The following is a 20225-nucleotide window of genomic DNA, read 5'->3' as shown; positions in this document are numbered from 1 at the left end:
AAGAATGAAAATATGATTTGTTGATCTAGAATGGGCCGTCGTCGCCCTCGGACCCCGCCCGCCATGGATTCCCGCTTCCTGCACACCTTCGTCGTCGTGGCCGAGCGCGGCTCGATCGCCGAGGCGGCCCGCCACCTGGGGCTGACGCCGACGTCCGTGGCGCAGCGCCTGCATGCGCTGGAGGCCGACGTCGGCAGCCGGCTGATCGTGCGCGCCGGCCGCACCGTCAAGCCCACGGTGGCCGGCCTGCGGGTGCTGGACCATGCCCAGGCCGTGCTGCGCGAGGTGCGCGACCTGCGGTCCGCCGCGTCGGACACCGACCTGCCCGCCGGGCCGCTGCGCATGGGCGCCACGCCCACGGCGCTGACGGGCATCTTCCCGCCCATGCTCAGGCGCTGGGCGGTGCGCCATCCTCACATCGAGATCTACATCGAGCCGGCCTCGACCAACCTGCTGTACGAGCGCGTACTGAGCGGCCACCTGGATGCCGCGGTGCTGGTGCATCCGCTGTTCGAACTGCCCAAGACCTGCGACTGGCACGGCCTGCGCGAAGAGCAGCTGGTGCTGCTGACCCCGGCGGACATGGCGGTGACCGACGTGCTGGCCACGGCCGCCCGCGAGCCCTTCATCCGCTACGACCGCAAGGTGGTGGCCGGCAAGCTGGCGGACGAATACCTGGCGGCGCGGGGCGTGCGGCCCAAGGTGCGGTTCGAGCTGGACGGCATCGAGTCCATCGCCAAGCTGGTGTCCGAGGGGCTGGGGGTGTCGGTGCTGCCGGACTGGCCCGTGGTGGGACCGTTTCCGGCGAATTTGAGGAAGTGGCCGTTGCCCGCGCCCTGCCCGTCGCGCACGGTGGGCGCGCTGTGGCTGCGATCCAGCGTGCGCACGCCGCTGGTGCAGGCATTCGTGGAGATGGCGGGTTAGGGGATGATCGGGCACAGCGGATATCGCGGCAAAGCCGTCGCCCCGGTTTTCCGCGCAAAAGAAAAAGGCCCGCTCATCGGCGGGCCTTTCAAACTTGCAGGCCGTAGCCTGCAAGAAAAATTCTTTGGTGGGCGGTACAAGTTTCGAACTTGTGACCCCTGCCGTGTGAAGGCAGTGCTCTACCACTGAGCTAACCGCCCAAAGAAGAAAAAGATTCTAGCATGCGGTTTTGCACTGTGCAAGTCGCGCGGGGCAACACCACGCGCGACCCGCGCAACGACGGATCAAGCCGCCGCTTCGGCCTCGGCCGCCGGCGGCTGCTCCAGCTGGCGCCACACGCAGGCCCCCTTCACGGCCTTGTCCAGGTCCTGCAGATAGGCCTCGTGCGCGGCCAGTTCTTCCGTGCTCGCCACGATGACCTGCAGCACCGAGGCGTCGAACGTGCCCAGCACCATGCCGCCGCCCGCGCCCTGCTGGCCGTCGTCGGCGTCGATCAGCAGCGCGTCCTGGCCGCGCGTCATGGCCAGCCACACCTCGGCCAGCAGTTGCGAGTCCAGCAATGCCCCGTGCAGCGTACGGTGCGCGTTGGAGATGCCGAAGCGGTCGCACAGCGCGTCCAGCGAATTGCGCTTGCCGGGGAACAGCGAACGGGCGTGCATCAGCGAGTCGGTGATGACCTCGCAGTGCTCGGTCATCGGGCCACGCCCGACCTTGGCCAGCTCGGCGTTGAAGAACTTCACGTCGAACGAGGCGTTGTGCGCGATCAGCTCGGCGCCCTGGATGAACTCGATGAACTGCTCGGCCACCTCGGGAAAGCGCGGCTTGTCGGCCAGGAACTCGGTGGTCAGGCCGTGCACCGCCAGCGCCTCGGGATCGCTGTCGCGATCGGGGTTGAGGTAGATGTGCAGGTTGCGGCCGGTGACGGTGCGGTTGATGACCTCGACGCAGCCGATTTCGATGATGCGGTGGCCTTGGGCGGGGTCCAGCCCCGTGGTTTCGGTGTCGAAGACGATCTGGCGCATGGGGGAATCTTGAAGACCTCAGTCGGAAGCGGCCGGCGCGTGTCCGGCGTCGTGCGGCGCGGTGGCGGCGTGCGCCTGCGGGCGCGCCGACGCGATCAGCGAATACGCCACCGGCACGACGAACAAAGTCAGTAGTGTACCCAGCGACAGGCCGCCGACCAGCACCCAGCCGATCTGCTGGCGGGACTCGGCGCCCGCGCCGGTGGCCAGCGCCAGGGGCACGGTGCCCAGCACCATCGCGCCCGTGGTCATCAGGATGGGGCGCAGCCGCAGCACGCTGGCCTCGACCACGGCATCGACCAGCTCCATGCCCTGGTCGCGCAGCTGGTTGGCGAACTCGACGATGAGAATGCCGTGCTTGGTGATCAGGCCCACCAGCGTGATGAGGCCGATCTGGCTGTAGATGGACAGCGTGCCGCCCGTGAGATAGAGCGCCGCCAGCGCGCCCGTCATCGACAGCGGCACGGACAGCATGATGACGAACGGATTGCGCCAGCTTTCGAACTGCGCGGCCAGCACCAGGTAGATGAAGGCCAGCGCCATCACGAACACCAGGTAGATGCTGCCCGAGGAGTCGCGGTACTCGCGCGACTGGCCGTCCAGGTCGGTGACGACCGTATTGGGCAGCACCTGGCGCGCCACGGCGTTCATGTGGTCCAGCACCTCGCCCAGCGCGTAGCCGGGCGCCACGGCGGCGTCCAGCTTGACGGCGCGCATGCGATTGAAGTGGTTCAGCGACTGCGGCGACACGCCCTCGCGCACCGACAGCAGGTTGTCCAGCCGCACCATGCTGCCGTCGCGCGCACGCACGTAGATGTCGGAGATGTCGGCCGGATTGGCGCGGTCGCGCGGCGTGACCTGCACGATCACGTCGTACTGCTCGCCTTCGTCCTTGTAGCGCGTGACCTGCCGGCCGCCCAGCATGGACTCGAGCGTGCGGCCCACCACGTCGACGCCGGCGCCGATGTCGGCCATCTTGTCGCGGTCGACCTGCACGCGCAGCTCGGGCGTGTTCAGGCGCAGGTCGGTGTCCAGGTTGAGCAGGCCGGGATAGCCGCGCAGCGCTTCCTGCATGGCCGCGGCCAGCTTGGCCAGCTCGGGATACGGCGCCTGGCTCATGATGATGAATTCCACCGGCTTGGAGCGCGAGGACTGTCCCAGCGACGGCGGATTGTTGGGGAAGGCGCGCACGCCGGGCAGCGAGGCGAACTTCGGCTGCAGCTCGCGCGCGATCTCCTGCTGGGTGCGCTCGCGCTCGCTCCAGGGCTTCAAGCGCAGGATCGCCGTGCCGTCGATCACCGTGGGAAAGCCCACCGTGGTCTGGCTGGCGGCGCCCTCGGGCACGGCGGCGTAGAAGGTCTCGATGTCCTGCATGTTGGCCAGCGTGTAGCCCACGGTGGCGCCGTCGGGCGCGGTGACCACGCCCTGGATGACGCCGCGGTCCTCCACGGGAGCCAGCTCGCTCTTGACCACCTTGAACAGCACGCCGCTGGCGCAGGCCACCAGCAGGCCCAGGCCGATGACGCCCCAGCGCCAGCGCAGCGCGCCGCGCAGCGCACGCCGGTAGCCGTTGCCCAGGGCCTCGAGCCAGCCTTCGATCAGGTTGTAGATGCGCCCGTGGCTGGCCTGGTGGCGCAGCAGCTGCGAGCACATCATGGGCGTGAGCGTGAGCGCAACGAATCCGGACACCAGCACCGAGCCCGCCAGCGTCAGCGCGAACTCGATGAACAGCTTGCCGGTGCGGCCGGTGGCGAAGGCCAGCGGCGCATACACGGTGACCAGCGTCAGCGTCATCGCCACCACGGCGAAGCCGATCTCTCGCGCCCCCTGGATGGCGGCCTGCCGGCGCGGCATGCCGTCCTCGATGTGGCGATAGATGTTCTCCAGCACCACGATGGCGTCGTCCACCACCAGGCCGATGGCCAGCACCATCGCCAGCAGCGTCAGCGTGTTGACGGAGAAGCCGAACAGGAACATCAGCGCGCACGCGCCCACCAGCGACACCGGGATGGTGACGATGGGGATGATGCTGGCGCGCAGGTTGCGCAGGAAGAAGAAGATGACCAGCACCACCAGCACCACGGCCTCACCGATGGTGTGGAAGACGGAGTTGATGGACTCCTCGATGAACACCGAGGTGTCGTACGAGATGTTGAGCTTCATGCCCGCCGGCAGGCTCTGGTTGAGCTGCTCGACCTCGACGCGCGCGGCCTGCGACAGCTCCAGCGGATTGGCGGTGGACTGCCGGGTGATGCCGATGTTCAGCGCGGTCTTGCCGTTGAAGCGCGAGATGACCCGGTCGTCGGCCGCGCCGATCTCGACCTTGGACACGTCGCGCAGCCGCACAGGGTAGCCCTTCACGTTGGCCACGATGACGTTCTCGAACTGCGCCGGCGTCTGCAGGTCGGTGGACGACACCACCGTGAATTCGCGCGTGCGGGACTCGATGCGCCCCGCCGGGATCTCGACGTTCTGCGACAGCAGCGCGGCCTCGACGTCCTGCACCGCCAGGCCGTAGGCCGCCAGCTTGTCGCGGTCGACGTAGATGCGCATGGACGGCAGCCGCTCGCCGAACACGCGCACCTCGGCCGCGCCCGGCAGCACCGACAGGCGCGTCTTCACGTAGCGGTTGATGTAGTCGGAGGCCTGCACGTTGGAGTACGTGCCCGACTCGACCGCGATGTAGATGATGGGCTGCGAGTCGGCCTCGACCTTGCCGATGATGGGTTCGTCGATCTCGTCGGGCAGGAAGCGCCGCGCGCGCGAGACCTTGTCGCGCACGTCGGCCGCCGCGGAATCCGGATCGCGCGACAGGTGGAACTTGATGTTGATCAGGCTGCGCTCGGAGCGGCTGCGCGAGGTCATCACGTCCACGCCCTCGATGCCGGCCAGCTGGTCTTCGAGCGGCTTGGTGACCTGGGATTCGATCACCTCGGGCGAGGCGCCCTTGTAGGTGGTGTCCACCGACACGATGGGCTCGTCGATGCGCGGATATTCGCGCACGGTCAGCCGCGAGTACGAGATCAGGCCGACCAGCACCACGATCAGGGACAGCACCGAGGCGAATACCGGGCGCTTGATGCAGATCTCGGAAATGACCATGCGCCGCTCCGCTTTATCAGGACTTTCCGGCGACGGAGACCGGCGAGCCGTCCGTCAGGCGCTGCAACCCGGCCACCACCAGTTGGTCGCCCGCGGCCACGCCGCCCAGGATCTCGACACGGCCTTCGCGCCGTTCGCCGATGGTGACCTCGACCCGCTGGGCACGGCCCTCGCGAACGCGGTAGACGTACTGGCTTTGGCCGGAGGGCGACAGCGCCGCCTCGGGCACGACCAGCGCGCGGTCTTCGGCGAAGGTGAGCTGCACGCGCGCGAACATGCCGGGCCGCAGGCTGGCGTCGTTGTTGGGCACGGTGGCGCGCAGCAGGATGGAGCGGCCGCCCGCGTCGACCAGCGGACTGACGGCGTAGACCTCGCCGGGGCGGTCCTTGCCCGGCAGCGCATCCAGCCGCATGGTCAGGCGCTGGCCCACGTTGACCTTGCTGAGGTACATCTCGGGCACGCGGAAATCGACCTTGAGCGGGTCGATGGATTCCAGCGGCGCCAGGTTCTGCCCTTCGCTGACGTAGTCGCCGACCGACACGTCGCGCAGGCCCACGATGCCGGAGAACGGCGCGCGGATGGTCATCTTGTCCAGCCGGGCCTGCGCCAGCTGCGCAGCGGCCTGCTGCACCTTCAGTTCGCTGACCGCGTCGTCGCGCGCCTGCAGGCTGACGAAGCCGCGGCCATGCAGGTCGACGGCGCGGCGATGGCGGCTTTCGGCCAGCGACAGGCTGGCGCGGGCCTGGGCCAGTTCGGCGCGCGGCACCGAGTCGTCCAGGCGCACCAGCACCTGGCCGCGCTGCACGGCCTGGCCTTCGCGGAATTCGATGTGCTGGACCCGCCCCGCCACTTCCGGGCGCAGCACGACGGACTCGTCGGACCGCAGGCTGCCGACGGCGGCGATGCCGCGCGTGAACGGCACCTGCTCGACCGGCACGACCTCGACGCGGACGGGGGCTTGCGGCTTGGCTTGGGCGGCGGGCCCCGCGGAGGGAGGGGCGGACGCGGCCGGCGCGGCATCGCGGGCCTGCATCAGGCGGGGCACGTACAGGCCCAGGGCCGCTCCCGCGGCCAGCCCGACCGCCAGCGTGGCGGCCAAGAAGACTTTGTTCATAAGCAAGGTCGCGGCGCGACGGCGTGGACGGGGAATGCGAGCCCCGCACTTTAGCACCGGCCCCTGCGCGCGGGAACCGCCGAAAGGCGCGATCTGCCCGGCTGGTGGCTTAGGGTATTCCCGTGGCAACCAGCCCGATGCGATCCGCCCGAGGCCCCCCCGGGGGGCGGCCCGGCGCCTTCGCCCTTCAGCGCCTGCGCAGGCTGTCCACGCCCTGGTTGGCCAGCGCGTCGGCGCGCTCGTTGCCCGGATCGCCCGCGTGGCCGCGCACCCAGCGCCACGACACCGTGTGGCGCCGCACCTGTTCGTCCAGCGCCTGCCACAGCTCGGCGTTCTTCACGGGCTTCTTGTCGGCGGTCATCCAGCCGCGCTTCTTCCAGTTGGCCAGCCACTCGGTCATGCCCTTCATCACATATTGCGAGTCGGTATGGATGACGACGGTGCAGGAACGCTTCAGCGCATTCAGGCCCTCGATGACGGCCAGCAGTTCCATGCGGTTGTTGGTGGTGCTGGCCTCGCCGCCGTGCATGGTCTTCTCGTGCGAGCCGGCGCGCATCAGCACGCCCCACCCGCCCGGTCCGGGATTGCCCTTGCAGGCCCCGTCGGTCCACATCTCGACGACCTGGCCGCCGCTTTCCGTATCTTGCATCTTGTCCTTCGTGTTGCACGCCCGCGGCACGCGGGCGCATTGATGATGAATAGGCTGGCGCCGCCGACCGCCGCGCTACCCCCCTGCCGAATCGGCCTGGCGGCTGACCGCCACCGGCGCGGGCGCGGCGCGCTGCAGCTTCTTCTTCCAGCCCGGCCCGATCAGCCGCATGCCGGCCACGCGCTTGGTGGCGGACACCACGTACACCGCCCCGCCCAGCGACCACAGGCGCGCGCCATGGCGGTCCATGAAGCGCCAGCGGCGCAGCCAGCGCTCGGTGCGGCAGGCCGGCGCGTAGCAGCCGAAGCGGCCCGGCTCGACCTCGAAGGACATCAGCTTCAGCCAGTCCTTCAGGCGCGGCAGCGCCACCTGCGCCGAGAACGGCCGGGGCAGCCACGCCTCCATGCCGGGCATGGCATTGCGCGCGCCCCACAGGCTGAACGGGTTGAAGCCCGAGATGACCACGCGCCCCTCGGGCACCAGCACGCGCTCGACCTCGCGCAGCACCAGGTGCGGATCTTCCGTGCATTCGAAGGCGTGCGGCAGCACCAGCAGGTCAACCGTCTGCGACTCGAACGGCAGCGCCTCGGGCTCGGCCACCACGCAGCCCTGCCACAGGCGCGCGGCCTCGGGTTCGGGCATCTCGGTGCCGACGTAGGCCTTGAAGGGCATGCGGTTGGCGCGCAGCAGGTCGTGCTCGGCCAGGCCCACCTGCCAGGCCTGGAACCCGAACACGTCGGCCACCAGCGCGTCGATCTGTTCCTGCTCCCAGGCCAGGGCATATTGCCCGGGCGGGGTCTGGAACCAATCGGCCAGTTCTACAATCGGCGGGGTCTGTTCTGCCACTTTCGCATGGGTCCTTGTCTATGATGCCCGTCCCGCCTGCTTCCGCAGACAGCCGCGCCCCCGGCGCCACGCTGCTGCCCCTGCCTGCTTTCACCGACAACTATATCTGGGCCGTGATCCGCGACGGCCAGGCCGCCGTGGTCGATCCCGGCCAGGCCGAACCCGTGCTGCGGCTGCTGCACGAGCGTGGCATCACGCTGCGCGCCATTCTACTCACCCATCACCACGGCGACCACGTGGGGGGCGTGCTCGAATTGCGCCAGGCCACGGGGGTCCGGGTCTACGGCCCGGCCACCGAGCAACTGCCCCATTGCGACGTGCGTCTGGTCGAAGGCGACTCGGTCGCGCTGCCCGAGCTGGCGCTGGACCTGCGCGTGCTGGACGTGCCCGGCCACACCGCGGGCCACATCGCCCTGCACGGAACAGTCGGGGACGCACCCGTGCTGTTCTGCGGGGATACCCTGTTCATGGCCGGCTGCGGCAGGCTGTTCGAGGGCACGCCTGCGCAAATGGCCGAATCTCTGGCAAAATTGGCGGCCCTGCCGCCCGCTACCCAGGTTTGCTGTGCGCACGAGTACACTCTTGCAAACCTGAAATGGGCATTGGCAGTCGAGCCCGGCAACGCCGACCTGCATCAGGTTGCCCAGCGGGCGAAGCTGTTGCGCGAAAAAGATCTGCCCACCCTGCCTTCGAGCATCGGTCAGGAATTGCAGACAAACCCTTTTCTGCGTACTCGCCATCCCGAAATCGCCCAGGCCGCAGCAGCGTGGGCAGGCCAGCCGTTATCGTCGCCGGTCGAAGTCTTCGCTGCCTTGCGACGATGGAAGAACGAATTCAAATAAGCCGATGAGCCTAACCCGACTCCTTATCCCCCTGCTTCTTGCGATGCTGGCCGGATGCGCCGGCACCAGCCCCAACAGCCCGGTACAGTCCGTGTCCTCCGAGGCCGCCGCCGCAGTGGCCGCCAAGCAACAGGCGCAGCGCCTGGACCGCTATCTCGCCAAGGACACCTCGCGCACGGTCGACCTGACCCACCCGCCGCGCGACGCCTGGGACCGCATCCGCCGCGGTTTCGCGGTTCCCAACCTGAACACCGACCTGTCGCAGCAATGGACCGACTATTACGCCTCGCACCCCGAGGCGGTCCAGCGCATGGCGCAGCGCGCCGGCAAGTACCTGTACTACATCGTCGACGAGATCAACCGCCGCGGCCTGCCCACCGAGCTGGCGCTGCTGCCCTTCGTCGAAAGCGCCTACAACCCCGCCGCCCTGTCGCGCGCCCAGGCCTCCGGCCTGTGGCAGTTCGTGCCCGCCACCGGCACGCACTACAACCTGAAGCAGGACTGGTGGCGCGACGAGCGCCGCGATCCCATCGCCTCCACCAACGCCGCGCTCGACTACCTGGAATACCTGTTCGAGATGCAGGGCGACTGGTACCTGGCGCTGGCCTCGTACAACTGGGGCGAGGGCTCGGTGCAGCGCGCCATGGGCAAGAACGAGGCCGCGGGCCGGCCCACCGACTACCTGTCGCTGGACATGCCCGACGAGACGCGCAACTACGTGCCCAAGCTGCAGGCGATCAAGAACATCATCGCCAATCCGCAGAAGTACGCGGTGGTGCTGCCGCCGGTCGGCAACACACCCTACTTCGCCACCGTCAGCAAGCAGCGCGACATCGACCTCGAAGTGGCCGCCAAGCTGGCCGAGATGCCGCTGGACGAATTCAAGGCGCTGAATCCCTCGTTCAACCGGCCCATCATCCGCGGCGAGCATGCCGCGAACCTGCTGCTGCCGGCCGACCGCGTCGACCTCTTCAACGCCAACCTCGAGAAGTACAAGGGCAAGCTGAGCGCCTGGTCCGTGTACCAGGTGGGCCGCAACGAGACCCTGGCCACGGTGGCCAAGCGCGTCGGCGTCAGCGAGGCGCGCCTGCGCGCCGTGAACGAGCTGCCGCGCCGCGGCAAGCTGGTGGCCGGCCAGAACCTGCTGGTGCCCGTGCCGGGCGCCGATGGCGGCGTCCAGCTGGCGTCGCTGTCGCCCGCCCCCGCCGGCGCGCTGGACAGCGCCCCGGCCACGGGTGGCGCCATTGCCACGCCGCGCACCCGCGCGCGCGGCGCGCAACCCAACGTGCGCACGCACAAGGTGCGCTCGGGCGACACGCTGTTCTCCATCGCCCGCAACTACGGCACCAGCGTCGACACGCTGCGCGCCCTGAACAACCTGAAGGGCAATAACCTGAAGGTCGGTTCGCAACTGCGCATCCCGGGCACCGACGCCCGCGGCTGATGCGGTCCCTGGCGCGTCCGCCACGCGGACGCGCCAAACTCCTTAAAATACGGGCGCAACGGTACGCGATACCGCCGTACGCCCTTCCCATCCGTAAGCGGCATCGCCGTACACCAACACTACGACCGCGCGCGGCGCATCCGCGCGGCGGCAAGACAAGGACGAACCATGGGCTTTCTCGCCGGCAAGCGCATCCTCATCACCGGGGTGCTTTCCAACCGTTCCATCGCCTACGGCATCGCGCGCGCCTGCCACCAGCAAGGCGCCGAACTGGCCTTCACCTACGTCGGCGACCGCTTCAAGGACCGCGTCAGTGAATTCGCCGCCGAGTTCGGCAGCGACATCGTGCTGCCGTGCGACGTGGCGGAAGACGCCCAGATCGAAGGCACGTTCACCGAGCTGGCCAGCCGCTGGGACGGCCTGGACGGCCTGGTGCACTCCATCGGCTTCGCGCCGCGCGAGGCCATCGCCGGCGACTTCCTGGACGGCCTGTCGCGCGAAGCCTTCCGCATCGCCCACGACATCTCGGCCTACAGCTTCCCGGCGCTGGCCAAGGCCGCGCTGCCCCTGATGGAAAACCGCAAGGGCGCGCTGCTGACGCTGACGTACCTGGGCGCCGAGCGCGTGGTGCCCAACTACAACACCATGGGCGTGGCCAAGGCCGCGCTGGAAGCCTCGGTGCGCTACCTCGCCTCGACGCTGGGCCCGCGCGGCATCCGCGCCAACGGCATCTCGGCCGGCCCCATCAAGACGCTGGCGGCCAGCGGCATCAAGGACTTCTCGTCGATCCTGAAGTTCGTCGAGCAGCATGCCCCGCTGCGCCGCAACGTCACCATCGAGGACGTGGGCAACACGGCCGCCTTCCTGCTGTCCGACCTGGCCGCCGGCATCACCGGCGAGATCACGCACGTGGACAGCGGCTTCTCGACCGTCGTGCCGGGCATGGAATAAGGCTTTCCCGCCGCGTCCGCGGGCCCGCCATTGCGTGGCGGACGCGGATGCGGAAGCCAGGGCGCGGGCACTCGCCGCGGCTGGGCGCCGCTGCGCGGCACCCGGTGCGACATGGCCCGCCGGCCGTCAGTCCTGCAGGACCGTCGCGATCTGCACGTCGGTCGTCGTCATCAGCTTGTGGATCGGGCAACGGTCCGCCACCGACAGCAGTTCCGCGCGCTGCGCGTCCGTCAGATCCCCCAGCAGCTTCAATTGCACCGTCAGGCGGTACACGCCCTTGCGTTCTTCGCTGGCGTCACGCACCACGTCCACTTCCACCGAGGTCAGCGGCCATTGCTTGCGCTGGGCATAGACCATCAGCGTCAGCACCTTGCAGCCGCCCAGCGCGGTGTCGAAATAATCGTGCGGATCCGGACCGTCGCCCGTGGGCGCGGGCATGCCCAACGGCAGGTCATGGCCTTCGGCGTTGGCAAGAAAACGCATGCCATCGGCGGCGCCGGTGGATCGGATGTGTATCGTCATCGGGTACTCCAGGAGTGGAATGATGCGGCCCCGAATGGCCACTGCCCCACGTTGTAGCACTTCCAGCACCCTGTAACTGACTAAAAGCTGAACTTACGCCGCGACGGCCGGTCCCAACGGATTCTTCTGCTTTTTCCCGGAGGTCCTCTTGAGCGCCCGTCAACTTCTCGATCATCTGCTGCAATCCGGCCAGGGCCTGGTCCAGGACGCTTCCTCGAAGCTGCAAGGCGCCTCGCAAGGCAGCGGCGCGGGTGGCCTGCTCGGCAAGCTCGGCAGCCTGGCCCAAGGCAGCGGCGGCGCCGGCAGCTTCCTCGGCGGCTTCGGCGGCGGCGCATTGGGCGGCGGCGCCCTCGGCCTGCTGCTCAGCAGCAAGAAGGCCCGCAAGATCGGCGGCAACGTCGCCATGTACGGCGGCCTGGCCGCCCTGGGCGCGCTGGCCTATCGCGCCTATGGCGACTGGCAGCGCAAGCAAACGGCGGCCGCTCCCGCCGGCCAGCCGCAGCAGGCGCTGCCCGAACCGCAGACGCTGGACCGCGTGCTGCCCGACCAGGTCGAGCAGCACAGCAACGCGGTGCTGGTGGCCATGATCGGCGCGGCCAAGGCCGACGGCCACGTCGGCGACCAGGAGCGCCATATGCTGGAAGACGCCCTGGTCAAGCTGTCGGGCGATGCGTCCGACCGCGCCTGGGTGGAGGCCGAACTGGCCCGCCCGCTGGATCCCGCCGCCGTGGCCCGCGCCGCCCGCACGCCGGAAATGGCCGCGGAGATGTACCTGGCCAGCCTGATGGTGGTCGACGAGGAAAGCTACATGGAGCGCGCCTACCTGGATGAACTGGCGCGCCAGTTGAAGCTGCCCGCGAGCCTGAAGGAGCAACTGGAGGCGCAGCTGTCGCAGGCGCAGGCCGAGCAGGCGGTAGCCTGAGTCCAGGTGCTGGCAGCGCAGGGCCCAGCGCACTGCCGCGCCGGCCTAGGATCAGTCCATCCTCAAGCCGATCCGCTGTCCCAGCCGGCCGAAACGGTCGATGTCCGCATGGACCAGCGCCTGGAAGGCTTCCGGCGTGTCCGAGGCCGGGGTGTAGCCCAGCTGCAGCAGCTCCTGCCGCATGGCGGGCTGCGCCAGCAGGTCGGCCACCACGCCGTTCAGGCGCAGCACCGCATCCTGGGGCGTGCCGGCAGGCGCCAGCAGGCCATGCCACTGATCCAGTTCATAACCGGGCGCGCCCTGCTGCGCCACGGTCGGCACGTCGGGCAGGAGCGGCGAGCGCCGCGCCGAGGTCACCGCCAGCGCGCGCAGCGTGCCGGCACGCAGGTACGGCGTCGCGCTGGAAGCCGTGACGATGCCCAGGGGCACCTGGCCCGACAGCAGGTCGGACAGCGCCGGGCCGCAACCGCGATACGGCACGTGCTGCAGGCGCGCGCCCGTGGCCTCGTGCAGCATCTCGCCGGCCAGGTGCTGCGGCGTGCCGTTGCCGCACGAGGCATAGGGCAGCGGCGCGTCGATGGACATGGCGTGCCCCAGGGCATCGGCCAGCGAGTGCAGGGGCGAGGCGGCCGGCACCGCCAGGACGGACGGCACGAACGCCACGTTGGCCACCGCGGTGAAGTCGTCGCGCGGCGAGAAGTCCAGGTCGCGATAGACCGCCGGATTGATGGCGAACGAACTGTTGACCATCAGCAGCGTGTAGCCGTCCGGCGCGGCCCGGGCCACGAAACGCGCGCCGATGTTGCCGCTGGCGCCGGGGCGGTTCTCCACCACCACGGGCTGGCCCAGTTCGCGCTGCAGGCCCGCGCCCAGCTTGCGCGCCAGCAGGTCGGTGCCGCCGCCGGGCGGAAAGGTCACGACGATGGTGATGGCACGCGAGGGCCAGGATGAGGACGGGTTCGGGTGGGCGGCGCGCAGCGGGGATGACGAGGGTTCCGCCTGGCCGGCGTGGGGCGCGGACGATGACGAGTCCGCCCGGGCGGCAGCGGACGAGAACGTGGCAGCCGGCAATGCCGGTGACGGGTCGGCATGGACCGCGTCGGGCAGCGACGACGTCGGGGCCACGTGGACGGCGGCTGCCCAGGCGCATGCGGACAGGGCGACGGTCGCCGCCAAACGGCGCAATGTGCGATAGGAGCTCATGCGCGCACGCCCTTCGCGCGGTGCCGTGCGGGCCGCGCCAAGGTCCCGCGAAAAGCCGCAGCGTCGTTCAAGCCGGCCATGCTACGCATCCAGCCCGATGTCCAGCACGCGTGCGCTGTGCGTCAGCCAGCCGATGGCCATCAGGTCCACGCCGGTGGCGGCCACCTGCGGCGCGGACTCCGGGGTGATGCGGCCCGAAGCCTCGGTGATGGCGCGGCCGTCCACGCGGCATACCGCCTCGCGCAGCGTGTCGGGGTCCATGTTGTCCAGCAGCACCACGTCCACGCCCAGCGCCAGCGCCTCGTCCAACTGGGCCAGGGTGTCCACTTCCAGTTCGATCTTGACCAGGTGGCCGATGGCCGCGCGTGCCCGCTGGACGGCGGGCACGATGCCGCCCGCGACGGCGATGTGGTTGTCCTTGATGAGCACGGCGTCGTCCAGGCCGAATCGGTGATTGCTGCCGCCGCCGACACGCACCGCGTACTTCTGGAGGGCGCGGAGTCCCGGCATGGTCTTGCGCGTGCACGTGACGCGGCAATGCGTATCGCGGATCGCATCCACGATGGAGGCCGTGGCCGAGGCCACGCCGCTGAGATGGCACAGGAAATTCAGCGCCGTGCGCTCCGCCGTCAGCAATCCGCGCGCGGCGCCGCGGATGACGGCGATCTCGCTGCCCGGCTCCAGGCGCGCGCCATCCACGAGCCGGGACTCGAATGCCACCGAGGGATCCATCAGCTGGAACGCCAGCCGGGCCAGGTCCAGCCCGGCCAGCACGCCGGACTGGCGCGCCCGCAGATGGACCTGCGCCCGGGCATCGGCCGGCACGATGGCATCGGTGGTGATGTCGCCCGCTCGGCCCAGGTCTTCCTGCAGGGCCGCGCGCACCAACGGCTCGAGCATCAGAGCGGGCAGGGGCGCGATGGGGCGGAGGTCGACGGCAAGGCGATCAATTGTGCTCATTTGGAGTATTTCATCGGTAAATAAAAAGCGCATGGCGCGGATGAATTTATGCTAATTCTGAGCATAATATGGCGTCAAGCTGCAGCGCAGCAAAGGGCGGCAATCCGAGGCCATCGGCTGCCACGCGCCACATCGTCGCTCGACTACCCTGGGCAGCCCAATTGCGGGACGGGATTGCCCGCGAGGCGTGCGCTACCGCGCGTCGACAGTGGAGGTCAGGCCTGCCGCGCCAACGGCAGCTTGCTGCCCGAGATGGCGCGCTCCAGGAGCACGTCGCCGCGAAAGCGGAACAGCTTGGCCGGGCGGCCCGCGGCGCTGGCCGCCATGGCGCCGGTTTCCTCGACCAGCGATTGCTGCTCGATCAGGCGGCGGAAATTCTGCTTGTGCAGGCCGCGGCCGGCCAACGCCTCGACCGCCACCTGCAATTGCAACAAGGTGAATTCGGCCGGCATCAGTTCGAAAACCACTGGCCGGTATTTGATCTTGGCGCGCAGCCGCGCGATGCCGGTGGCCAGGATGCGGCGATGGTCGTGCCGCATCGGCTGGCCCGGCAAGGCGCCCGCGGCGCAGCCATGGAGCTTGCGGCGGTTGCCGCTGCCGGCGCCGTCATCGTGGCCATCGCCCTTGTCGCCATGACGGTCGGCCTCGGGCACCAGCCCCGCCTCGAACAGCAGTTCGTAGCGTTGCAGCACCATGTCCTCGTTCCATGCGTCGCCGTCGCGGCCGAAGGTCATGTCCACGCGCTGGCCGCGCAGCTCGCGCACGGCACCGTCGGCGCCCTGGCGGGCCCAGTGGCGCAGGCGGGGCAGGATCGATGCGTCGATCATTTCCGGCCGCCCCTCGCGCCAGTCTTCCCACGGGAAGTAGCGATACCAGGGCTGCCAGCCGCCCGGCGCGCCGGATTCGCGGGTCAGGCCCAGATAGCACACCGAGATCACGCGCGCGCCGCCCTCGTCCGACCGGTCGCGGTCGGCGAAGGTGTAGAGTTGTTCCATGTAGCCCACGGGCTGGTGCGTCTGCGTCTCGACCCAGGCGCGCAAGCCGGATTGCAGCGAACGGTGCTCGACCTCGAAGGGGCCGGCCGGCAGCGCGCTCGCGGACTCGATGGTCAGCACCCGGGGCTCGCCCTGGGTGACCGCGACCAACACGGCAACCAGTTCGGCGGCGACGGAGCGAGGAACGGAATCGGTCAAGGGAATAGGCGCGAATACAAAGGAAAGGCCGGCGCGGCCGCGGCCCGCCACGATTATAGGTGCGCGACCCGCGCAACAGCCTTTTGCAAACGACACGCTTCGAGACTGCAGGACGCCGCCCTGCCCTTTAGCATGGTACGAGCAATACCCGACCACGAACGCGGCCTTGCCGCATCCCAGACGGAGTGCCCATGAGCAACGACACCAAGCAACCCGTTCCGCCCCACGTGCCGGGCCCCGACCGCAGTACCGCCGAGCCCTCGCGCGAGGGCACCGGCAAGATGCCCATGCCCCAGGTCGGCCGCCGAGTGGCCGGCATGCCGCGCGACGGCCGCACGCTGACCGAACCCGGAGAGCCCGGCGTGCCCGCGGGCGAAGACGACATGCTGGACACTTCCGGCATGAAACCGCCCGGGCAGACGGGCTGAGCCACGACGGGCGCGTCGACCGGCCGGCGGACGCGCCACGCAGCAGGCGAACGGATGGGTCCGCGCCGCGGCACCGGCTGGACCACGCAGGCATCCCGCCACATCAAACGAAGGGTGCATGGCGGCGGTATGCGCGCAGGATGGACATCTCGCGCACTGGCCGGGCGTTTTCACGCACAATGCCTGTTTCCATTCGCGCGCCCGACGCCATGTCCGACGATATCTATTTCTACGAACCCGCCCAGGGTCACGGCCTGCCCCACAACCCCTTGAACGCCATCGTCGCGCCGCGTCCGATCGGCTGGATCTCGTCGCGGGCCGGCGACGGCGTGCTGAACCTGGCGCCGTTCAGCTTCTTCAACGCGTTCAACTACACGCCGCCCATCATCGGTTTCTCGTGCACGGCCTACAAGGACAGCGTGCGCAATGCCGAAGCCACGGGCGAGTTCTGCTGGAACCTGGTGTCGTTCGACCTGGCCGAGGCCATGAATGCCACCAGCGCCGCCGTGCCGCCCGAGGTGGACGAGTTCGCCCTGTCCGGCCTGACGCCGCGCGCCTCGCGTGTGGTGTCCGTGCCGCACGTGGCCGAAAGCCCGGTCTCGTTCGAATGCCGCACCTCGCAGGTGATCCAGCTGCAGGACGCGGCGGGCGTCAAGGCCGACAGCTGGCTGGTGCTGGGCGAAGTGGTCGGCGTGCACATCCGCCAGGAATTGCTGAAGGACGGCATCTTCGACACGGCCGCGGCGCGCCCCATCATGCGCGGCGGCGGTCCGGCCGATTACTTCACCATCTCGCCCGACTCGCTGTTCAAGATGCGCCGGCCCGGCTGAGGCCCGCCGCCCCCGTCAACCGACGCACGCCTCGTTCAGCCCCTGCCCGCCGCCCGTCCGCGGGCGCGCGGCGGCGCAGCACGCCGCGGCATCGTGCCGTTCGCGCCGCAGCGCGGTGGGCGACAGTCCCGTCCAGCGCTTGACCGCGCGCTGCAGTGTGCGCACGTCGGTGAACCCGCACTCCAGCGCGATCTCGCGCATGGGACGCAAGGTGTGCGAGATGAGGGACAGCGCACGCCCCCTGCGCTCTTCCGCCAGCAGTTCGGCATAGCTGCGCCCCGCCTGCGTCAGCCGGCGGCGCAGCGTGCGTTCGCTGGTATGCAGCAGCGCCGCCACGTCCCGCAGCGGCGGCGGATCGGCCAGGTTGCGGCGTATGGCCTGCGTCACCGTCGCCTCGAGCGCGCTGCCCGCCTCGCGCGCCGGCTCGTCGCGCGGCGCCAGCCACTTCACCACCTGCCGCAGCACGCGCGCATCCGCGGAGCGGATGGCATAGGGCTCCAGCGGAAAATACATGCGGTTCTCCGCCTGTCCGAAGCGCACCGAGCAGCGGAACACTTCCTCGTAGACAGCGCCGTACGGCGGACGATCCATGACCAGGTCGATCTGCCGCGGGTTGAAGTGCGACCCGACGACCTGGCGGCAGATCTGGCCCAGGGCGGCGAAGGTCTCGTCGACCAGGAACGTCGCCACGTCGCGGCCATGGTTCTGCGCGCGGGCGCCCAGGCAATAGCTGTTCTTCAGGGTCTCGCCGCTCAGCCTGGGCAGGCGCCCCGCCGCGCGCTGGAAGGTGATGGCGAATTCCAGCAGTTCGCGCGACGAGCCGCTGGCCATGAAGCCCAGCCCCACCGGCCCCCATGACACCAGGTTGACCCGCACGCCTAGTTCGAGGCCCAGCGTAGGACGTTGCAGCAGGCGCATGGCCCGGCGGATGAAGGCCGCGCATTGCGGCTCGGACACCAGGAAATCCTCGGCGTCCAGGTCCTGCGGGACGAATCCCAGCCCGTCGCACAGCGCCTCGGGCGCGACGCCGTGCCGCATCGCCTCGGACAGGACTTGGCGCAGCGTGACGGGCATGACGTCGGCAGGCGCCCCCGCGTCCGGCACGCCCATCGTGCCGTAACCGCGACCACGCGCGTCCCCTTGCTTACTGCGCATAGCTCTCTCCGATCTGTGCCGGCATTCTCTGGCCTGTCGCAGCCGTTCCTTGCACAAAAGCGCTCGTCTGGCCGGCGAAGTGCCGGTATTCGGCCGGCTTGACCGTTCTGAACAGGCGTATCTCGCCGTAATAGTTACCAAACGTCAAATTTCCAACCCAAACGTGACAAATGCCCATGACAGGAATTCGTCCATGTTCCTGACCCGCCTCAATCCGGACCGGCTGCTGCCGGCTCTTTTGGGCGCCGCCGGCGGCCTCGGCTGCGCCGCGTTCGACGCGTGGCGGTGGCCCGGACTGGCCGCCGCCGCCGTGCTCGTGCTGGCCGGCATGTCGGGCAGCGTACTGGCGCGGCGCCGGCAGCGGCGCCATGCCGAAGAACGTCTACAGCACGTGCAGTGCCTGGAGACTTTCGGCGCCGACCTCGCGCCGGTGTGGTCGGGCCAGATCGAATCGTCGCGGCGCCAGATGGAATCCGCCATCGAGGCGCTGTCGCTGCGCTTCGGAGAAATCGCCTCGCGGCTGGACCAGACGCTGCACCTGTCCGTGAACCAGGGCGGCGGCGACAGCGCGGCCGCGCTTTCGGCGCGCAGCCGCCAGCAACTGGACGGCGTGATGGCGTCGCTGCGCGAGAGCCTGCAGGCCAAGGCCGACATGCTGCACAAGGTGCAGGCCCTGCAGGGCTTCGTCGACGAACTGCAGGAGATGGTTCGCGCCATCGCACAGATTACACAGCAGACCAACCTGCTGGCGGTCAACGCCACGATCGAGGCCGCGCACGCCGGCAACCTGGGCCGCGGCTTCGCGACGGTGGCGCAGGAAGTGCGCGCGCTGTCGCGCCAGTCGGAAGAGACCGGCAGCCGCATCGCCGAGAAGATCCACCTGATCGGCACGGCCATCGTGGCCACCTGCGCCGCCGCAGAGGAGTCCTCGCGCAACGAGCAGCAGGCCATCGCGGCCTCGGAAGACACTATCCGGCAGGTGCTGGAAGGCTTCCACGATTTCGCGGAGAACCTGTCCGGCACGACCGAACTGCTGCGCCACGAAAGCCAGGGCATCAAGGCCGACGTCAACGAAGCGCTGGTGCAGCTGCAGTTCCAGGACCGCGTCAGCCAGATCATGAGCCACGTGCGGACCAACATCGACCGGCTGCCGGACGTGATGCGCGACTACGGCGCGGCCTGCGCCGACGACGACGAACTGCATCCCATCACGGCCGATCCGCTGCTGCGCGAGCTGGAGCAGACCTACGCGATGGCGGACGAACGCGCGGTGCACCGGCAGCAGGCACCCGCCCCGCAGCAGGCCGCCGCGGACATCACCTTTTTCTGAGGAAGCTCAATGCCCCCCAAGACCATACTCATCGTCGACGACTCCGCCTCGGTGCGGCAGGTCGTGGGCATCGCGCTGCGCGGCGCCGGCTACGACGTGATCGAGGGCCGCGACGGCCAGGACGCGCTGGGCAAGCTCGGCGGCCAGAAAGTGCACCTGATCATCAGCGACGTGAACATGCCCAACATGGACGGCATCGCCTTCCTGAAGGCCGTGAAGCAACTGCCCGCCTATCGCTTCACCCCCGTGCTGATGCTGACCACCGAGAACCAGGAAGCCAAGAAGAAGGAAGGCCAGCTGGCCGGCGCCAAGGCCTGGATGGTCAAGCCCTTCCAGCCCGCGCAACTGCTGGGCGCCGTCGAGAGGCTGCTGCCGCCCTGATCGCCGCCGCGCGTCCCTCCGCTTCCCGCTCGCTCAAGCATTGCCCGCATCAGGAATTTCGATGGTCCGCTTTCACACGCTACGCCTGGACGGCGAATTGAACATCTACCGCGCCCAGGACACCCGCGATCAGCTATTGCAGACGGTGGCCGGCCTGGCCGGCCAGCCGGAGCCGCAGGCGCTGGACATTGATCTGTCGGGGGTGAGCGAAATCGACACCTCGGGCGTGCAACTGCTGCTGGCCACCATGCGCTACGCCCAATCGCAGGGCATGGACACGCGGCTGGTGCGGCACAGCGTGGCCGTGGTCGAGGCCATGACGCTGCTGGGCCTGGACGGCTACCTGGGGCGCCCCGCGCCCGGCTGGAACGCCGCGCAGCACGCCGAAGGCGTTGCCTGAGCCCTCA

20 protein-coding genes and 1 tRNA gene are annotated in these 20225 nt (G+C 69.3%); 10 read left to right on the top strand and 11 right to left on the bottom strand.

Annotated features, from left to right (window positions below; translation table 11 throughout):
- The first annotated feature begins 63 nt into the window (after positions 1-63).
- On the top strand, positions 64-924 hold the full coding sequence (locus FS845_RS24620; RefSeq protein WP_144640626.1) for a LysR family transcriptional regulator: 861 nt from the start codon (positions 64-66) through the stop codon (positions 922-924).
- A 125-nt stretch (positions 925-1049) separates the two neighbouring features.
- Here FS845_RS24620 and FS845_RS24615 read toward each other — a convergent pair.
- The 6 genes from FS845_RS24615 to FS845_RS24590 form a co-directional block, all read right to left on the bottom strand.
- A tRNA-Val gene (locus FS845_RS24615) sits at positions 1050-1124 on the bottom strand.
- A gap of 84 nt (positions 1125-1208) precedes the next feature.
- A complete protein-coding gene (gene dnaQ, locus FS845_RS24610; protein WP_144640623.1) occupies positions 1209-1946 on the bottom strand; it encodes a DNA polymerase III subunit epsilon in 738 nt (245 codons plus the stop codon).
- A gap of 18 nt (positions 1947-1964) precedes the next feature.
- Positions 1965-5048, bottom strand: coding sequence for an efflux RND transporter permease subunit (locus FS845_RS24605; RefSeq protein ID WP_144640620.1), 3084 nt, complete (start codon positions 5046-5048; stop codon positions 1965-1967).
- A gap of 16 nt (positions 5049-5064) precedes the next feature.
- Entirely contained in the window at positions 5065-6162 is a 1098-nt protein-coding gene (locus tag FS845_RS24600) for an efflux RND transporter periplasmic adaptor subunit (protein ID WP_144640618.1), read from the bottom strand.
- 187 nt (positions 6163-6349) lie between these two features.
- Positions 6350-6811: a ribonuclease HI gene (gene rnhA, locus FS845_RS24595; protein ID WP_144640615.1), complete on the bottom strand. Its 462-nt coding sequence runs from the start codon at positions 6809-6811 to the stop codon at positions 6350-6352.
- Positions 6812-6886: 75 nt separating this feature from the next.
- Positions 6887-7657, bottom strand: a complete 771-nt coding sequence (locus tag FS845_RS24590) for a class I SAM-dependent methyltransferase (protein ID WP_144640612.1) — start codon at positions 7655-7657, stop codon at positions 6887-6889.
- Between the two features lie 20 nt (positions 7658-7677).
- Between FS845_RS24590 and gloB the strand changes: the two genes are divergently transcribed.
- The 3 genes from gloB to fabI all read left to right on the top strand — a co-directional run bounded on the left by gloB (position 7678) and on the right by fabI (position 10894).
- Positions 7678-8499 (top strand): hydroxyacylglutathione hydrolase, encoded by an 822-nt coding sequence (gene gloB, locus FS845_RS24585; RefSeq protein ID WP_409929335.1) that lies wholly within the window; start codon positions 7678-7680, stop codon positions 8497-8499.
- A gap of 4 nt (positions 8500-8503) precedes the next feature.
- Entirely contained in the window at positions 8504-9943 is a 1440-nt protein-coding gene (locus tag FS845_RS24580) for a LysM peptidoglycan-binding domain-containing protein (RefSeq protein ID WP_144640609.1), read from the top strand.
- Between the two features lie 168 nt (positions 9944-10111).
- Entirely contained in the window at positions 10112-10894 is a 783-nt protein-coding gene (gene fabI, locus FS845_RS24575) for an enoyl-ACP reductase FabI (RefSeq protein WP_144640606.1), read from the top strand.
- A gap of 126 nt (positions 10895-11020) precedes the next feature.
- On the opposite strand, the gene FS845_RS24570 is transcribed toward fabI, so the two are convergent.
- The gene (locus tag FS845_RS24570; protein ID WP_144640603.1) at positions 11021-11416 is read right to left on the bottom strand and encodes an OsmC family protein; all 396 of its coding nucleotides are present in this window, start codon (positions 11414-11416) and stop codon (positions 11021-11023) included.
- Between the two features lie 148 nt (positions 11417-11564).
- On the opposite strand from FS845_RS24570, the gene FS845_RS24565 reads away from it, so the two are divergent.
- On the top strand, positions 11565-12338 hold the full coding sequence (locus FS845_RS24565; protein WP_144640600.1) for a tellurite resistance TerB family protein: 774 nt from the start codon (positions 11565-11567) through the stop codon (positions 12336-12338).
- 51 nt (positions 12339-12389) lie between these two features.
- Here the strand turns inward: FS845_RS24565 and FS845_RS24560 are convergent, their stop codons facing one another.
- The 3 genes from FS845_RS24560 to FS845_RS24550 all read right to left on the bottom strand — a co-directional run bounded on the left by FS845_RS24560 (position 12390) and on the right by FS845_RS24550 (position 15694).
- Positions 12390-13541 (bottom strand): tripartite tricarboxylate transporter substrate binding protein, encoded by a 1152-nt coding sequence (locus FS845_RS24560; RefSeq protein WP_144640597.1) that lies wholly within the window; start codon positions 13539-13541, stop codon positions 12390-12392.
- Positions 13542-13622: 81 nt separating this feature from the next.
- A complete protein-coding gene (gene nadC, locus FS845_RS24555) occupies positions 13623-14501 on the bottom strand; it encodes a carboxylating nicotinate-nucleotide diphosphorylase (protein WP_144640594.1) in 879 nt (292 codons plus the stop codon).
- Between the two features lie 215 nt (positions 14502-14716).
- Complete coding sequence (locus FS845_RS24550; RefSeq protein WP_186332411.1) at positions 14717-15694, bottom strand: NUDIX hydrolase; 978 nt, start codon at positions 15692-15694, stop codon at positions 14717-14719.
- Positions 15695-15885: 191 nt separating this feature from the next.
- On the opposite strand from FS845_RS24550, the gene FS845_RS24545 reads away from it, so the two are divergent.
- Positions 15886-16122, top strand: coding sequence for a hypothetical protein (locus FS845_RS24545; protein ID WP_260986438.1), 237 nt, complete (start codon positions 15886-15888; stop codon positions 16120-16122).
- Positions 16123-16331: 209 nt separating this feature from the next.
- Entirely contained in the window at positions 16332-16952 is a 621-nt protein-coding gene (locus tag FS845_RS24540; RefSeq protein ID WP_144640588.1) for a flavin reductase family protein, read from the top strand.
- Between the two features lie 15 nt (positions 16953-16967).
- Here the strand turns inward: FS845_RS24540 and FS845_RS24535 are convergent, their stop codons facing one another.
- On the bottom strand, positions 16968-18107 hold the full coding sequence (locus FS845_RS24535) for an AraC family transcriptional regulator (protein ID WP_144640585.1): 1140 nt from the start codon (positions 18105-18107) through the stop codon (positions 16968-16970).
- Positions 18108-18300: 193 nt separating this feature from the next.
- Between FS845_RS24535 and FS845_RS24530 the strand changes: the two genes are divergently transcribed.
- The 3 genes from FS845_RS24530 to FS845_RS24520 all read left to right on the top strand — a co-directional run bounded on the left by FS845_RS24530 (position 18301) and on the right by FS845_RS24520 (position 20218).
- A complete protein-coding gene (locus FS845_RS24530; RefSeq protein WP_260986437.1) occupies positions 18301-19437 on the top strand; it encodes a methyl-accepting chemotaxis protein in 1137 nt (378 codons plus the stop codon).
- Positions 19438-19446: 9 nt separating this feature from the next.
- Entirely contained in the window at positions 19447-19818 is a 372-nt protein-coding gene (locus FS845_RS24525) for a response regulator (RefSeq protein WP_144640582.1), read from the top strand.
- 61 nt (positions 19819-19879) lie between these two features.
- Positions 19880-20218 carry a lipid asymmetry maintenance protein MlaB gene (locus FS845_RS24520; RefSeq protein WP_144640579.1) on the top strand — a complete coding sequence of 113 codons (339 nt, stop codon included), beginning with the start codon at positions 19880-19882 and terminating at the stop codon, positions 20216-20218.
- The last annotated feature ends 7 nt before the right edge of the window (positions 20219-20225 follow it).

This window comes from Bordetella genomosp. 13, from assembly GCF_007679965.1.
GTDB lineage: Bacteria > Pseudomonadota > Gammaproteobacteria > Burkholderiales > Burkholderiaceae_B > Bordetella.
This window is presented reverse-complemented; position numbering and strand designations above follow the sequence as displayed.

What these genes read in the sequence shown, in the direction of transcription:
- FS845_RS24600 (WP_144640618.1), bottom strand. Translation starts at nt 6,162, where the DNA reads ATGAACAAAGTCTTCTTGGCCGCCACGCTGGCGGTCGGGCTGGCCGCG.
- FS845_RS24530 (WP_260986437.1), top strand. Translation starts at nt 18,301, where the DNA reads ATGTTCCTGACCCGCCTCAATCCGGACCGGCTGCTGCCGGCTCTTTTG.
- FS845_RS24535 (WP_144640585.1), bottom strand. Translation starts at nt 18,107, where the DNA reads ATGCGCAGTAAGCAAGGGGACGCGCGTGGTCGCGGTTACGGCACGATG.
- FS845_RS24560 (WP_144640597.1), bottom strand. Translation starts at nt 13,541, where the DNA reads ATGAGCTCCTATCGCACATTGCGCCGTTTGGCGGCGACCGTCGCCCTG.
- FS845_RS24620 (WP_144640626.1), top strand. Translation starts at nt 64, where the DNA reads ATGGATTCCCGCTTCCTGCACACCTTCGTCGTCGTGGCCGAGCGCGGC.
- nadC (WP_144640594.1), bottom strand. Translation starts at nt 14,501, where the DNA reads ATGAGCACAATTGATCGCCTTGCCGTCGACCTCCGCCCCATCGCGCCC.
- FS845_RS24520 (WP_144640579.1), top strand. Translation starts at nt 19,880, where the DNA reads ATGGTCCGCTTTCACACGCTACGCCTGGACGGCGAATTGAACATCTAC.
- dnaQ (WP_144640623.1), bottom strand. Translation starts at nt 1,946, where the DNA reads ATGCGCCAGATCGTCTTCGACACCGAAACCACGGGGCTGGACCCCGCC.
- FS845_RS24545 (WP_260986438.1), top strand. Translation starts at nt 15,886, where the DNA reads ATGAGCAACGACACCAAGCAACCCGTTCCGCCCCACGTGCCGGGCCCC.
- FS845_RS24540 (WP_144640588.1), top strand. Translation starts at nt 16,332, where the DNA reads ATGTCCGACGATATCTATTTCTACGAACCCGCCCAGGGTCACGGCCTG.
- FS845_RS24525 (WP_144640582.1), top strand. Translation starts at nt 19,447, where the DNA reads ATGCCCCCCAAGACCATACTCATCGTCGACGACTCCGCCTCGGTGCGG.
- FS845_RS24580 (WP_144640609.1), top strand. Translation starts at nt 8,504, where the DNA reads ATGAGCCTAACCCGACTCCTTATCCCCCTGCTTCTTGCGATGCTGGCC.
- rnhA (WP_144640615.1), bottom strand. Translation starts at nt 6,811, where the DNA reads ATGCAAGATACGGAAAGCGGCGGCCAGGTCGTCGAGATGTGGACCGAC.
- FS845_RS24605 (WP_144640620.1), bottom strand. Translation starts at nt 5,048, where the DNA reads ATGGTCATTTCCGAGATCTGCATCAAGCGCCCGGTATTCGCCTCGGTG.
- FS845_RS24570 (WP_144640603.1), bottom strand. Translation starts at nt 11,416, where the DNA reads ATGACGATACACATCCGATCCACCGGCGCCGCCGATGGCATGCGTTTT.
- gloB (WP_409929335.1), top strand. Translation starts at nt 7,678, where the DNA reads ATGATGCCCGTCCCGCCTGCTTCCGCAGACAGCCGCGCCCCCGGCGCC.
- fabI (WP_144640606.1), top strand. Translation starts at nt 10,112, where the DNA reads ATGGGCTTTCTCGCCGGCAAGCGCATCCTCATCACCGGGGTGCTTTCC.